A 14,163-nucleotide genomic window follows, 5' to 3' on the forward strand; every position below is an offset into this window, starting at 1 on the left:
TAAAAGCATTGCTTACAAAGAAAGATGAGCTTGTGGGCTTTAACCCACTTTAAAACAACAATTCAAAGCGATAAGTTATTTTGAAGAAACTTTTTTATCAAAAAAAAGAAACGCAAATTCATGGCTGATAAATTTTATATCTCTAAGGTGGTAACCACGCTGTTGCTCTTGTCTTACTATACTATTGATGCGACTTTCAATCATTTGATACGCCATCGCACTGCGTATTTCCACAACACGAACAAAACTCTCCATCTACAACTATCCACTCTACTTTACATATCGAGTTAAGACTAATTATAGTATAAATTTATTTTTATTTTAAATTAATACCTAATTTTAACCCACTCAATAAGCCATTCCAAAGAATTATTTTTAGGGCTAATTATCACTAGGTCTAAGCATTTTTCTAAAATTTCGCCTATTTCTCTGTGGCAATAACCTAAGCTTTTAAGCGTATCGCCCTTAAGGGCTAGGTGTTCTTTTTTAAAAGGCTCGTTATATGTTAGCACTTCATTGAATAAACTTTTGATTTTTAAAGCATGTTTTGGGGTTTCTAGCGTATAAAATTCTAAGGCTAGATTGAAAGGCTCTAAATCATAATCCTTTAATAAGAGTTTTAACTCTGTTTTATTGCTAATACTCAAAAAGGCTTTATGGCATTCTTTAGCTTTAGCAAATAAAATGCAGGTTTTCTTAGGGTAGCGTAAATTTTCCAAACTTTGTTGGTGTTTAAAAAACCCTAATAATCTTAGTTCTAAACTCCATAATTTTAAATTTTTGGGGGCTATTTTTAAAAACTCTAAATTTTTTATTTTCTCTTCAATCACTAATTCAAAAATCTCTTTAAATTCTTTTGTAACTCCATAAGCATTTTTCCCTATAAGAAGTTTGTTTAATTCGCTTTGCAAGCGTTCTTTTGAAAGGTATTTTAACAAATCTTTGCATTTAAAAATCGCTATTTGAGTGTTTTTCTCTATTTTAAATCCTAAGCTCGCACTAAATCTCAACGCCCTTAAAATCCTTAAAGCATCTTCAAAAAACCTTAACTCAGGCTTACCCACACATTCAATCACTTGATTTTTAATCGCAACTTGTCCTTTAAAAGGGTCAATAAACCCTTTTGTAGGGCTATATGCTATGGCATTCATACTAAAATCACGCCGTTTTAAATCTTCTATTAAACTCGTGCTAAAAATTAATTCCTTAGGCTTTCTGTGTTTGATATGCCCCTTTTCAATCCTAAAAGTCGTAATCTCATAGCTTTTATTGTTTTTAAGGGCTGTAAGTGTGCCGTGCTTGATACCGGTTTCTAGCACTTTAAAATGGTGTTTTAATAAGATTTCTTTACTCTCACCAGGCTTGGCATTTGTCGTTAAATCATAATCTTTAGGTATAAAGCCCATTAAATTATCACGCACACACCCCCCTACCAAATAAAGCTCATAAGGGGATTTTTCATAAAGATTAAACAGCTCTTTTAATTCTTTGTCTAACTCAAACACGCTTAACTCTTCAATTTTCTTTGTGTTATTATATCTTTTTAGTTTTTTTAAGGAATTTTTATGAAACAAGAAATTTGCGTTTTAAGTTTTAGTGGTGGACAAGATAGCACTACCCTAGCTGTATGGGCAACAAAACACTTTAAAAAAGTCTATTTAGTAGGATTTGATTACGCTCAAAAACACTCTATAGAATTAGAATGCGCTACAAAAATCGCTTCTCTTTTACAACTTCCCTATGAAATCATCAAATTAGATTTTTTAGAAAGCATTACAAACTCCGCCCTTTTTAAAAACTCTAAGGATTTAATAAAAAATTCACACACACAGCATAAAAATTTACCCAGCTCTTTTGTGCCTAATCGTAATGCAATTTTTATCACGCTTTTACATTCTTATGCCCAAAAACTAGGAGCTAGTAACCTTGCCTTAGGGGTTTCACAAGCGGATTTTAGTGGCTACCCTGATTGTAAAGAAGATTTTATTAAAAGTATAGAAAATTCACTTAATCTAGGCTCAAATACCCATATCACTATTCATACCCCCCTAATGTTTTTGACTAAAGCACAAGAATTTCAAATGGCTAAAGATTTAGGAATCTTAGATTTAATCATTAAAGAAACGCACACTTGCTATCATGGCGAGCGAAAGACTTTGCATGCTTATGGTTATGGCTGTAATGAATGCCCTGCATGCCAATTAAGAAAAAAAGGTTATGAAGAGTTTCAGTCGCAAATGATTCTTTGATTATTTCTTAAAACAAAGGAATTTCAATGGGTAATCTTGAAGAAATGCTGCGAGCATCTTGACTATTTAAGATGATTTCTTGGTTATCTTTGTCTAATAACTTCCCTAATATGTAAAGGGCTTCCTTTTTAGTGATGGGGCTAAATTCTTGCTTTTTAGTTGTGTTTTTCATGGGGCGTTCGCTAATGTAACTGATATGATTGTCAAATAAGGGCGTTATCTCTGTATCCCAGTGCGTTTTTATGGTGCTAATGTAATTTGGAGCCAGTTTGGTATTGTCTCTAATACACACAAAATGATTAGCATACACATAAGAACCTATGCGTAAAATCCCATAATTTTCTTTAAAATTTTGCACTCTTGAATTAAAGTTACTCCCCTTATTAAGAAACTCATCTATATCATCTAAATATTTATAAACAAAAGGAGCTAGAACTTTAAGTTTTTCTTTTTCTAATGGTTTTTTAGCCCCATTAAGATAAGGAAAAATGGCATAAGAATTAGCCCATTCTAATCCTGCACTTCTAAGCATAGGAGCTGTGATAAAGGGCTTGATAAAATCTAATTCTAAAGTAATTTGTTTGGTTTTATCTACCTTTAAACGATTATTGACTTTAGCATAAGGGTAAAACACCCCACAATTTGGGTTATCTTTAGAAATTTCTATAAATTCTAAACGCATAAGATAATTGACATTCACGCCTTTTCTAAAGGCATATTCACACACGCCTAACTTGGCTTTTAAGTCTTTAGCCCTATCTAAATTCTTAGTTACTAAGAAATTGTTGTTGAGTTCTGTTTTTAAAGCTACAGCATAATTTTCATTACATTTAAAACTTTCTTTGACTTTATCCCACTCTAAATTAGCATTAAGACTTTGATTAGGCAAGCGAATATATTCTAATAGCGGCACTATATTTTTATCTTTTAAAGGCTTTTTAGTGATTTTAAACGCACAAAAATCTAACCCTACGCCCTCAAATATCTCGCCCCCTTTAGAAAAATCTATAATCTCATTAAAGTAAATTTGTTCATTAGTGTTGATTTTTAAATTCCTAAAGCCCTCAAAAGATTTGTTAAATAAAATAGATTTAGGCATTAGAAAACAAAATGCCCCATCATCTTTAAGCCATCTTTCTATGCTTTTATTAGCAATTAAAGCACAGATATTAAGATTATTTCCCCCTACATTTTTATCATTAGAAAAAAGTCCACAAGTGCTTATATTTTCTTTAACATTTTCTCTATAGGTCTCAGGTAGAACACTCCATTGCACCCATGCAGGATTGCCCACTATAAAATCAAATTTGTCATAGATGGCGACTTTAAAATAATTAGAAAAAATCTTAAGCCATATAGAGTTGAGTTGCTTTTTTTCAAATTCTATTAAATTATCAATGCTTTGTAAAATTCTCTCTTTTAAGGCAATGCTATTTTTAATATCAGCATTCTGTTTTTCTAAAATCTCTAAAGCCTTTTGTTTGTCTAATTTAATAATCGCTTTTTCTACTTCATTAATTATTTCTAAAAAATTAGGTTTTAAGACAAGCTCTTTAGGTAGGCTAATTTGTATAAAATTTGTATCAAAAGCTTGTTGAAGCCCCACTGTGTAAAGCTTATAGTCTAAGCATTCTATATTATCAATTATTATCATCTTAGGGACATACAAGCTATCAGCTAGATAAATAGGAATTTCATACTTGGTGTTTAAGTCAAATATACAATGTTTTAAGCCATAAATCAGCATGTTAGCTCTAGCCATTAAAACAGCTATAGGGTTAATATCAACCCCTACAATGCCTTGTGTCATAGCCTTAAAATCTATTTTTTGTTCTAAAATCTTGTGTTTATAATTGATAAAAGCACATAAAAAAGTCCCGCTCCCACAATTAGGGTCAATAAAGCTTTTGTCTTTTAAATTATCTTTATCCTTAATGGCACACATTAGAGTGCGTTCAGCCAAATAATAAGGCGTATAATACTCCCCAAAACTATGCCTAACTACTTTAGGAATAAAATTAAGGTAGAGTTCTTTAAACAAATCTAGCATAGCTTGATTTTCTAATAATTCTATATTCTCATAAGCGCAAACTTTAAAGAGTAGTTTTTGTAGGGCATTTTTTAAAGGAGTGTTAAACTCTTCTTTGATATACCATGCAAAAAAATCATTATCGGTTAGATTGATAATGCCAATTTTTTTAAAAAATTCCCCTAATTCTAACTTTTCAAAAAAGTTTTTTACTTCTAATAATTTATCTGTTTTATAGAGATTATCTAAATCAATATAATGATGCATTAGAGTAACTTTGTCATTGATAAAACGCGCTAAAAGAAGTTTAATGATAATGCTTAGTGCAGAATGCAAAGCAAAAAACGCTTTGTATTCATTGTCTTTGGTAATTAGGGTATCAAAGATTAAAGAAAAAACTTCTCGCCTATCTTTTATATCTTGATGCTTTCCATTATCATTTTCAGCTAATCTGAATAACTTTTCCCACTCCTTAAATAAAAGCAAAGTTCTAGCATTTAACTTCCTCTCATTTTGCAAAGTGTTAAAAAAAATCTTAGCTAAATTTCTCACTTCATCGTTGTCTAAAAGCTTGTTATTAAAAGCATCAACTATCCCAAAATCTTTTTTAAAATTTGTAGGGCTAATACTAATTAAACCGCTATTAAAAAGACTTTTAATGAGAAAATCTAAGTTTTTAGCATTGATAACCCCACTATATTCTTCTTTATAGACAATTTCATTATTTATTTCTTTGGTATAGGCATAAACACTGGCCCCATCAAATAAAAACCCAAACATTTTAAAACCATTAAATCGTTCGTCTTTTAGGTAGTTTTGAATTTGTTCTAATGCTTTATCTGTTTCTCTATCATTTTTTAAGCGGTTATATTTCTTGTATTCAATAATGGTATTTCCATATTGAAAATCCGTGCGACCATAGGCATTTTTATTTTCATGCCTAAAGTTTTCATAGCTTGAATCAATAAAACCTAACTCTCTTAAAAGGGTGTTTAATTCATTTTCAAAGATATGAGCTAAGTCATTTTCACTCCCTTGCTGATTTAAAGGCGTTGAATTAGAGCTTAATTTCAATAAAAAATCATTGTAGATTTTTGATTGCTCTTTAGTTAATTGTGAAAAATTATAGAGTGCATAAACCATCTTTTTATGTTCCTACTTACAAAAAGATTTGAATATTTCTAGCCCACTATTATATTTTGTTTATCTTAAGTTTTAAGAAAAATCATTTTAAAAACAATCCGCTTTAATTAAAATTAAATTAAAAATATGTTAGTCTTTAGGCTTAACTTTTGATTAGGAAATACAATGTATAAAAACCTTTCTTATAAGCATTTTTTATCAAGCAAACTCACTAATCTCTCTAAAACCATTCTATTTTTAAACACTTGCTTTTTAGCCTACCTATTAAGTGCTTGTGGGGCGAATGTGCCTGTAGAAGAAGTGGTTGTCAAAGACCCTAAAGAAACTAAAGCTCAAGAAGTCGCTAGAGAAGAAAAGGCAATAGAACAAGAAAATGCTACTATTGATGCACACACCACCCCTACCATTAATCATTTCAATAACTATGGCTCTTTAAATGGCTTTTACAATTCGCAAGACAATCTTAATTCCCCTATGCAAAATGGAATGTATGGGGGCTATTACATGCCCTATGGTCTCATGCCTTATGGTTATGGCATGATGCCTGGATATTTTCCTTATGCTTTCTATTGATGTTTTAGAATAGCGTGAAATAGTTATTAAAAGATTTTTGTTTGCTGAATATTGTATTTAATATGCTAGACTGTAGGCTATCAAAATAGGGGACAAGGTAATGGGATTTATTAAAATTCTACTTTTTATATCGCTTGTTTGTAGCAATCTCTTTGCAGTAAGCTTAGAGATAGGTTCTAATCTTAAAAGCAATAAAAAACTTTATAAACTCACTAAAAATCGTGGTTTAGAAAGGGTGAGTATACCCATCATCAAGTTTAACAACGCCTTGTCTTTTGGGTCTTATATTGAAATGCCTAAAACCACAAGAAGCCATTTTTTAGGGCGTGTGGATGGCGGACTGATGATGCGTATTCGTTTCTAAGCTCAAATTCGTTCGCCTTCAAAATCTAAGTAGACGGAGTTTTTGAGCGTAAGGGTTTTAGGAAAGTATTGCATAAACAAATCTAAAAACACTTTTTCACCAAAGAAATCTCCTACAATAGTTACTTCTTCTATACTAAAATTCTGCGAACTATCCCAAATGAAATTCCCTAAAAACTCCGCCAAAGAATCTAAAATACCAAAGCTCAAGGTTTCATTATCCACGCCAGCTAATCTAAAACTCATTGCACTATGAATAATCTTTGAAAAGTTTAAAGCCATTTTGAAAGAGTTATCGTTAATGATTTTATAATCAATCCTAGGACCTTTGGGGCGTAAAAACTCTTTAGCCAAAGACACAATACTATGCGAGTCTAAACTATCGCTATAGCCTAAAACAAACCCCAAGATTTGGAAAAAATCTAATAAGTTTGCGCCCACTAGCTGATGATTAGAAAGCTCTAGCAATCGTTTGTAAAGATTAGGGAATTTCATGGCGTAGTTTTGTAGCATTTTAGACGCTTTTTCATCTTCTTTGAGAGTATTAAAAATTTCATTTAAATCAAATCTAACATTTAAAAGTGTTTTTAAAGAATCATTAGCGTGTAATAATAATCTTGTAGGGTGCTTGAAACTAAGATAGATAACAATAGAATTTGAAGTCGTGCCTAAAAACTCCAGCTCATCTTTAAAATGAAGGGTTGCGGTTTTATTTTCTAGCACAAAATTTTTAGCGGGAGTGATTAAGCGATTAGGGGTGTTAAAAAGCACTTTGTAATCTAAAAGCACTTCTTTATAATGACATTTATGCACAAAGACAAATTCTATACCCTCATCTTGTAAAATTTGACACAACAAATTTAATATAGGGTCATAGGGTAGTTGAATCATCACCTCATTATTTTTAAAAGTATCTTTAAACACGCTTTTTAGAGAGGCTTTGATACAAGGCTTTTCTAAGCTTGCTAAATATTTAGCATTTTCTAAAATTAATTTGGTGTAGGTTAAAACGCTAGAGAGAGAATTAAAAACTACCTTTTGAGATGGCTTTTTTAAAGAAAGGCATAACTCTCCCCTAGAAGTGTGAATGGGGATAAAATCTTGTGTTTTAAGCTCTTCTTTTAATTGTGTCAAACCTTCTACAAGCTCTTTAGGATTATGAATGGCATTTTGATTAAAAGTGATGCTTTCAACTAAGCCTAAAGTATCGGCATAAAAAGATGAGTTCTTATCTAAAAAATCTTTATGCTCTTTAGCGTTCATAAATAAGGGCTTTGAAGGGCTAGTATTTTTAAAAAGATTCTCATCTAAGGTTTCTGTAACTTCATTTAAAGATAAAAAGCTAAAATCTAAAGAAAAGGGCAAGACTTCACTTAGTTTTTGAGCAAATTCTAAGGTAGTCTCAGCACTTGCTTGAATATAAAAAGAAGTTATTTTATCCCTGTAAGCGCTATAAAAACTCGCTTGTAAACTCAATGCCATTTGCTCTAAAAGGGGCGTAAAAATTAAGTTCGTTGTTTCATCAACACATTTAAAAAGAAAGACAAAACCCATTCAAAAACCCTTGTAAGAAAGTTCAGCAATATCCTCTAGGGCAATATTATCAATGCGTTGCATTGTTACCCCCCATGTTTTTAATTGTGTTTCTATGGCTTTTAAGACTGTGTTTAAAGCGTTTAAAATTTCTTTTGAAAGCTTGAAAGTCGTTTCACTTCCTATTACAAAAGGCACAAGCCCCACAATAAAAGTCTTAGGCAAATCCCCTAAAAACTCTGTAAGTCTTAGAGTGTGTAGCATTTCTACTTCATGTGCACTCCCAGCCCATGTGATTTCTCTAGGAGCGTGATTAAAATCAAAGGCATAGACTGAGCCAACTTCAACATCTTTTGCACTCACACAATCTAAAATCAAAACCTTTTCATACGAAGTGATTAAAGGAATGAGTTGTTGGGCCATAGTTCCCCCATCTACAATATCTATAGAAGGCGAAAAAGAAAAATTTCTTTTGAGATAGTGGGCTAAATGCACCCCAATACCCTCATCACCAAAAAGGATATTGCCAATGCCTAAAATTAAGATTTTTTGGTTCATTCTTTGGTATAAGTGTAGCCATTAATCATTGCGTCTGCTCCTGTGCTTTTATACCTAATGGAATGGAAAAATACCATATAAATATGCACTGGAACAAATAAGATAAATCCCCAAGTCGCTAAGTGGTGGATAAAACGCACATTAGCTAATCCCCCACAAAACACTTCAAACCACTTGAACGCACTTTCTAAAAACGCTCCAAGCCCAGCGTGATAGACATTATAATACAGCACCACTCCGCTCAAACTCATCAATACCATTAAGGCAATCAATGTAAAATAAGCTACAAATTGAATAGGGTTATAAGCCCCCTTAGCGGTAGGTCTATCACTAATAAGAAAATACGCCTTCATTTGATTTATCCAAGCTTTTAAGCTCAAAACTTGGCTAAAACTTTTGCGTTCTATGGAGCTTTCTTTGCTGAAAAAAAGATAGATTCTAAAAAACAACGCACTAATGAGTAAAAATCCAAACATAACATGAAAAGAGCGGATATAGGCTTGTAAAAAATACATCTCTTTATAAAAGCTAGATTTAGGTTGTAAAAAAGGGTAAGCGATGTAAAACCCCGTAGCAATCAAAATAAAAATACTTATTGCCCTAACCCAATGAAAAAACCGCACAAAACCCGAAAACTCTTTGTGTAAAACGACCTTATCCATGCGTATTCCTTTTTAGAATTTAGCAAAATTAGGCTCTACTTTAAATTCATTTAAAGACTGCCCCTTGAAATCCATAACATGCACTGAGCATGCAATACATGGGTCAAAAGAATGGATGGTTCTAATGATTTCTAAAGGCTGAGTTAAATCAGCAATTTTAGTGCCAATCAAGCTCATTTCATAAGCTCCCCTTTGACCTTTAGAATCTCTAGGCCCCGCATTCCAAGTAGAAGGCACAACCGCTTGATAATTTTCTACTACACCATTTTTAATACGCACCCAATGACTCAGCATGCCCCGTGGCACTTGACCGATATAACGCCCTTTATACTCTTTATTTTTATCCCAACAAAGCGAAAAACTCCGTCCTTTAGGGCGGAGATGTAAGCGTCAATAGCCGTTAGGCTATTTTTTAGTGTCATTTAACCTAAAAACAAAAGGTTAGCAAATCTAATGTGGTGTTTCTTGCTCTTGGATATATTGCTTAATGATTTCTAAAGGAGCACCCCCACAGCTTCCAGCAAAATAACTAGGCGACCATAAATGATTGCCCCACAAAGTAGCTTTAACATTTTTAAAATTTTGTTGTCTAACCAAACGACTACTAACACCCTTTAAAGAATTAACTAACCTACTAACACTAACTTTTGGTGGATAATTGATAAGTAAATGCACATGGTCGCTTTCCCCATCAAATTCTACTAACTCGCTTTCAAAGTCTTTGCATACCTTAGCAAATACAGAACCTAAAAAGTCTATAACTTCTTTGTTGAATGCTTTACGCCTATATTTAGTTACAAATACTAAATGCACATGCATTAAAAAAACACAATGTCTGCCATGTCTAATATTATCAATTTGTTTCATAGACCAAGTTTAACTAAATTATGCTAAAATCTTTCTATGAAAGTAAATAAGGGCTTTAAATTTCGTTTGTATCCTACCAAAGAGCAACAGACCAAATTACAACACTCTTTTTTTGTCTATAACCAAGCCTATAACATTTGCTTAAATCTACAACAAGAGCAATACGAAAAAAACAAAGATTTACCCACTAAACAAAGAAAATGGCAAAAATCAAGCGAATTAGATAGTGCGATTAAGCACCATTTAAAAGCTAGGAATTTAAGTTTTAGTAGTGTAGTCGCTCAACAATCACGCATGAATGCAGAAAGAGCCTTAAGAGATGCCTTTAAAGTCAAAAATAGGGGCTTTCCTAAATTTAAAAACTCTAAATTTGCTAAACAAAGTTTTACTTGGAATAATCAAGGCTTTTCTATCAAAGACTTTAACGAACGCTTTAAGATGTTTAACTTAATGAAAATGCCCTTAAAAATGCGTATGCATAGAGACTTACCCCTTAATGCTAAGATTAAACAAATCGTAGTCTCTTGCTCTCATCAAAAATATTTTGTTAGTTTTAGCATAGAATACGAAAAAGAGCTTAACACTATTAAAGAGCCTAGAAATTGTGTCGGTGTGGACTTAAATATCTATGATATAGCTTTAAGCGTTGATTTAAAAGAATATGAAAAACTAACCGACCTAGAACAATACCAAAAAGACATGAAAGAACTAGGTTTAAAAGTAGATGAAAATATCAATCTAAAACGACTTATTCCTACTTATTCTAAACTACATTCTTTTAAAAAATACTCTAAAGAATTTAAAAGACTACAAAGAAAACAAAGCCGTAGGGTTTTAAAATCTAAACAAAATAAAATCAAACTAGGAGGTAATTTTTACAAAACTCAAAAAAAATTAAACAAAGCCTTTGATAAATCAAGCTATCAAAAACTAGACAGATACCATAAAATCACAAGCGAACTTTCAAAGCAATTTGAATTGATAGTAGTTGAAGACTTACAAATTAAGAACATGACCAAAAGAGCCAAACTCAAAAATGTTAAACAAAAGAGTGGGCTTAATAAGTCTATACTAAATACTTCATTCTATCAAATCATCTCTTTTTTAGACTACAAACAACAGCATAATGGCAAATTGTTAGTGAAAGCTCCCCCACAATATACGAGTAAAACTTGTCATAGTTGTGGGCAAATCAACCACGAGCTTAAATTAAATCATAGAGAATATCTGTGTCAAAATTGCGGATATATAGAGCATAGAGATATAAACGCCGCAAGTAATATTTTAAGCAAAGGGTTAAGTCTTCTTGGGTTAGGAAATAGCCTTGCAGACTTTAAAGAGCAAAGCCTTTCGTATTAGCATTCAGTAGGGTGCTTTAGTTAGGAAGCTCCTCGCTTTAGCGAGGGGTGTTTCACCAATTTTATAAGGAGCACAAGTGCTTTTATCACTCTTTAGATTTTCTACTAAAGCCTTAAAGGCCAAGAGGCCATTATCAGCAATTGTTTTAGCCTCAATACATCTTGCCGCAGTTCTGCCAAGTGTAGAAAACAACGCCTCCAAAGGTAATTTGGTGTCTTTTAAAAATTTGGTTGCTACTTCACTAATATAAGGATTTTTTGCCGCTAAACCTACCACCACCGCACTCAAAGGACCCACTTCCATAGGCTTACTATCATATCTAGGCGATTTTATCCAAGAATATTTGTCCTTAGTGTCAAGCACTTTAGTAGGGATTAATTTATTTTCAATACCAATACTCTCTCCGTCTTTGAAGCCGGTATAATGCGGATTAGTTTGACCATCATAGGGGTGGAGCTGTGCCTCTTTAGTGTTTTCATATTGATACCAAGAATGCGTAACTTCTTCTTTAATCAAATTTTCATCAATAGGGTGCAATTTAGAAATATCGCCATCACGCACAATCCCACTACTCAAAAGATATTTATCTCTTCCAAGTAGCACTTCTTCATAAGCGATGAAATCTTTCAAGCCACAACCCTTTAAAACAGATGGCTCTTTTGCAAACATTTCACCGGCCATAACTAAATCAGGATAATAGGCATGATTGACAAAATGCGCTACTATCTCAAACTTACTCTTCCATTCAGCAAGTCTTGTAGGGTCTAGTATATCCATAACACTTGTTACGCCCCCAACCGTTAGGCTTTGTGGGTGGGGTTGTTTAGCTCCAAAAATAGCGGTCATTTTAGCCGCCTCTCGTTGGATTTCTAAAAGTTTGAGATAGTGGCTTAATACAATTAAGTTTTGCTCTGGGCTTAAATGATAAGTTTTATGCCCATAATAGCCATTATTAAAAGGCCCTAAAGAGCCACTTTTGGCAAAATCACTCAAGCGTTTTTGAACCGCCTTTAATTCGCCTTCGCCGGTATTGATAGGATAAGGGGTGTATTTAAAAGCAAGTTTTGAAGCTTTAGCTGGGTCAGCTTTCAAAGCGCTTAAAATATCGCACCAATCAAGCCCATGCAATGTGTAGAAATGCACTACATGGTCGTGTAAAAGAAGCGCCATATTCATTAAAGAACGCACTAGTTGTGCATTTAAAGGAGGTGTAATGCCTAAAGCGTTTTCTACTGCAGTAATACCAGCTTTATAGTGCGAATAGGTGCATACCCCACAAATCCTTTGAGCGATAAAGCCTGCATCTCGTGGGTCTCTACCCTTAATGATAGTTTCTAGCCCCCTAAAAAGTGTAGAAGAAGAAAATGCATCAGTAATTACATTATTATCATCTACGATAACTTCAATTCTTAAATGCCCCTCAATCCTAGTGATAGGGTCTACTACAATTCTTTTTGACATACCAATCCTTTATTGCTCTTTATTTTTGATAGCTTTAGATAGAAGTGCATGTGCAGCAATGCCAATAGCGGTTGCACTAAGTAAGGTCGTGCCAACTTTATCAGCAACCTTATCAGCCCCAGAACCATTAAAAGCGGTTTTTATAGAGCGATTAGCTAAAGGCTCTTCAAAAGGACTCATCGTATCCCAAAAATTTGGTTCAGAACACCCTATACAACCATGCCCTGCCCCTATAGGCCAAGAAGTGTGCGAGTTAAAGCGCAGTTTGGAGCAATTATTGAAAGTATAAGGCCCTTTACACCCCACTTTATACAAACAAAAGCCCTTCTCAGCATTCGCATCGCCAAAATGCTCTACAAACTCGCCTGCATCAAAATGCCCTCTTCTTTCGCATAAATCATGGATTCTATTTCCATAAGCCCAAGCAGGGCGATTATACGCATCAAGTTTAGGAAGAGTGCCAAACATCAAGTAGTAAAGCACATTACCCACGATATTTTTTTCACTAGGTGGGCAACCTGGCACATTAATAACGGGCTTATCAATGATTTTATGCAAAGGTTGTGCGTTAGAGGGGTTAGGATAGGCCGCTTGCACGCCCCCAAAGCTTGAGCATGTGCCTATGGCAAAAATGGCGGCGGCATATTTAGCTGCCTTTCTGCACTCCTCAGCCCCCGTGCTAGCGTTTGAGCCTTGAGTAAGAAAGTATTCCGTGCCTTGTGGGATACCACCTTCTACCATCAAAATATAATTATTTTTGTGCTTTTCTATGGCTTCATGCAAGCTTTTTTCAGCTTGAAAGCCACTTGCTACCATAATGGTCTCGTGGTATTCTAAGCTGATATAATCAAAGATAATGCTATCAATGGTTGGGTCAGCACTTCTTAATAAGCTTTCAGAACAGCCAGTGCATTCTGCCATGTGTAGCCAAATAACAGGCAATCTATTAGCTACTTCTACAGCCTTTAAAGTCAAGGGGGTAAAACTAGCTGGTAAAGCTAAAGTGGCACTCATCATGCCAGCCCATTTGAGCAAATCACGCCTAGAAATACCAGCCTGTTTAAACTCATCTTGTAAGTTTTTATGCTCGTTGTGAGCGTTAAACGAACTGATGATACCAAGGCGTTCTTCAATCTTTTGATAGGTTTTCTTTTCATCGTGCTTATTAGAGAACATAGTCGCTCCTTAACAAAAAGTTTCACTATCGTAACATAATAAGGTAAGCAAAAAGGGGTATAAAATAAGAAAAACATCTTAGGAAAGAGAATATTATTAAGCCTTTTTTAATAACACTCAACAATACCTCAAAAACAAGCTAACACAGCACTCTATTTGAAAATCTAGTTTGAAATGACTACTAATGGTT

Annotated in this window: 12 protein-coding genes and 2 pseudogenes; 5 read left to right on the top strand and 9 right to left on the bottom strand. The window is 33.6% G+C overall.

Annotated elements, in window-relative coordinates; all coding sequences use genetic code 11:
- Positions 1-120 precede the first annotated feature (120 nt).
- Positions 121-291 carry a hypothetical protein gene (locus HCD_RS09280; RefSeq protein WP_158308544.1) on the top strand — a complete coding sequence of 57 codons (171 nt, stop codon included), beginning with the start codon at positions 121-123 and terminating at the stop codon, positions 289-291.
- Between the two features lie 35 nt (positions 292-326).
- Here the strand turns inward: HCD_RS09280 and HCD_RS01145 are convergent, their stop codons facing one another.
- Complete coding sequence (locus tag HCD_RS01145; protein WP_014658789.1) at positions 327-1,505, bottom strand: CCA tRNA nucleotidyltransferase; 1,179 nt, start codon at positions 1,503-1,505, stop codon at positions 327-329.
- Between the two features lie 60 nt (positions 1,506-1,565).
- Between HCD_RS01145 and queC the strand changes: the two genes are divergently transcribed.
- Positions 1,566-2,249, top strand: a complete 684-nt coding sequence (queC, locus tag HCD_RS01150; protein WP_014658790.1) for a 7-cyano-7-deazaguanine synthase QueC — start codon at positions 1,566-1,568, stop codon at positions 2,247-2,249.
- 7 nt (positions 2,250-2,256) lie between these two features.
- On the opposite strand, the gene HCD_RS01155 is transcribed toward queC, so the two are convergent.
- Positions 2,257-5,421 carry an Eco57I restriction-modification methylase domain-containing protein gene (locus tag HCD_RS01155; RefSeq protein ID WP_014658791.1) on the bottom strand — a complete coding sequence of 1,055 codons (3,165 nt, stop codon included), beginning with the start codon at positions 5,419-5,421 and terminating at the stop codon, positions 2,257-2,259.
- 165 nt (positions 5,422-5,586) lie between these two features.
- On the opposite strand from HCD_RS01155, the gene HCD_RS01160 reads away from it, so the two are divergent.
- A complete protein-coding gene (locus tag HCD_RS01160; RefSeq protein ID WP_014658792.1) occupies positions 5,587-5,994 on the top strand; it encodes a hypothetical protein in 408 nt (135 codons plus the stop codon).
- 100 nt (positions 5,995-6,094) lie between these two features.
- Positions 6,095-6,358, top strand: a complete 264-nt coding sequence (locus HCD_RS01165) for a hypothetical protein (protein WP_014658793.1) — start codon at positions 6,095-6,097, stop codon at positions 6,356-6,358.
- Positions 6,359-6,360: 2 nt separating this feature from the next.
- Here HCD_RS01165 and HCD_RS01170 read toward each other — a convergent pair whose 3' ends face one another.
- From HCD_RS01170 to tnpA, 5 genes and pseudogenes are all read right to left on the bottom strand, one after another.
- Positions 6,361-7,911: a hypothetical protein gene (locus tag HCD_RS01170; RefSeq protein ID WP_014658794.1), complete on the bottom strand. Its 1,551-nt coding sequence runs from the start codon at positions 7,909-7,911 to the stop codon at positions 6,361-6,363.
- Complete coding sequence (hydD, locus tag HCD_RS01175) at positions 7,912-8,448, bottom strand: hydrogenase biosynthesis protein HydD (protein WP_014658795.1); 537 nt, start codon at positions 8,446-8,448, stop codon at positions 7,912-7,914.
- Positions 8,445-9,110: a Ni/Fe-hydrogenase, b-type cytochrome subunit gene (gene cybH, locus HCD_RS01180; RefSeq protein WP_014658796.1), complete on the bottom strand. Its 666-nt coding sequence runs from the start codon at positions 9,108-9,110 to the stop codon at positions 8,445-8,447. Before cybH ends, hydD begins: the two co-directional genes overlap by 4 nt.
- A 12-nt stretch (positions 9,111-9,122) precedes the next feature.
- A pseudogene (locus tag HCD_RS01185) lies at positions 9,123-9,455 on the bottom strand (nickel-dependent hydrogenase large subunit); the annotation flags it as partial.
- A gap of 105 nt (positions 9,456-9,560) precedes the next feature.
- Positions 9,561-9,977, bottom strand: a complete 417-nt coding sequence (tnpA, locus tag HCD_RS01190) for an IS200/IS605 family transposase (RefSeq protein WP_014658764.1) — start codon at positions 9,975-9,977, stop codon at positions 9,561-9,563.
- Positions 9,978-10,013: 36 nt separating this feature from the next.
- On the opposite strand from tnpA, the gene HCD_RS01195 reads away from it, so the two are divergent.
- Positions 10,014-11,336, top strand: coding sequence for an RNA-guided endonuclease InsQ/TnpB family protein (locus HCD_RS01195; protein ID WP_014658798.1), 1,323 nt, complete (start codon positions 10,014-10,016; stop codon positions 11,334-11,336).
- A 30-nt stretch (positions 11,337-11,366) separates the two neighbouring features.
- Here HCD_RS01195 and HCD_RS01200 read toward each other — a convergent pair.
- Positions 11,367-12,797 (bottom strand): annotated as a pseudogene (locus HCD_RS01200) (nickel-dependent hydrogenase large subunit); the annotation flags it as partial.
- 9 nt (positions 12,798-12,806) lie between these two features.
- Positions 12,807-13,973, bottom strand: a complete 1,167-nt coding sequence (locus tag HCD_RS01205) for a hydrogenase 1 small subunit (protein WP_014658800.1) — start codon at positions 13,971-13,973, stop codon at positions 12,807-12,809.
- Positions 13,974-14,163: the final 190 nt, after the last annotated feature.

Origin of the sequence: Helicobacter cetorum MIT 99-5656 (assembly GCF_000259275.1) — a bacterium.
Taxonomy (GTDB): domain Bacteria; phylum Campylobacterota; class Campylobacteria; order Campylobacterales; family Helicobacteraceae; genus Helicobacter; species Helicobacter cetorum.

Bases quoted from the DNA above. Each gene is read 5' to 3' on its own strand.
- tnpA (WP_014658764.1), bottom strand. From the start codon at position 9,977: ATGAAACAAATTGATAATATTAGACATGGCAGACATTGTGTTTTTTTA.
- HCD_RS01195 (WP_014658798.1), top strand. From the start codon at position 10,014: ATGAAAGTAAATAAGGGCTTTAAATTTCGTTTGTATCCTACCAAAGAG.
- hydD (WP_014658795.1), bottom strand. From the start codon at position 8,448: ATGAACCAAAAAATCTTAATTTTAGGCATTGGCAATATCCTTTTTGGT.
- HCD_RS09280 (WP_158308544.1), top strand. From the start codon at position 121: ATGGCTGATAAATTTTATATCTCTAAGGTGGTAACCACGCTGTTGCTC.
- cybH (WP_014658796.1), bottom strand. From the start codon at position 9,110: ATGGATAAGGTCGTTTTACACAAAGAGTTTTCGGGTTTTGTGCGGTTT.
- HCD_RS01205 (WP_014658800.1), bottom strand. From the start codon at position 13,973: ATGTTCTCTAATAAGCACGATGAAAAGAAAACCTATCAAAAGATTGAA.
- HCD_RS01155 (WP_014658791.1), bottom strand. From the start codon at position 5,421: ATGGTTTATGCACTCTATAATTTTTCACAATTAACTAAAGAGCAATCA.
- HCD_RS01170 (WP_014658794.1), bottom strand. From the start codon at position 7,911: ATGGGTTTTGTCTTTCTTTTTAAATGTGTTGATGAAACAACGAACTTA.
- queC (WP_014658790.1), top strand. From the start codon at position 1,566: ATGAAACAAGAAATTTGCGTTTTAAGTTTTAGTGGTGGACAAGATAGC.
- HCD_RS01160 (WP_014658792.1), top strand. From the start codon at position 5,587: ATGTATAAAAACCTTTCTTATAAGCATTTTTTATCAAGCAAACTCACT.
- HCD_RS01165 (WP_014658793.1), top strand. From the start codon at position 6,095: ATGGGATTTATTAAAATTCTACTTTTTATATCGCTTGTTTGTAGCAAT.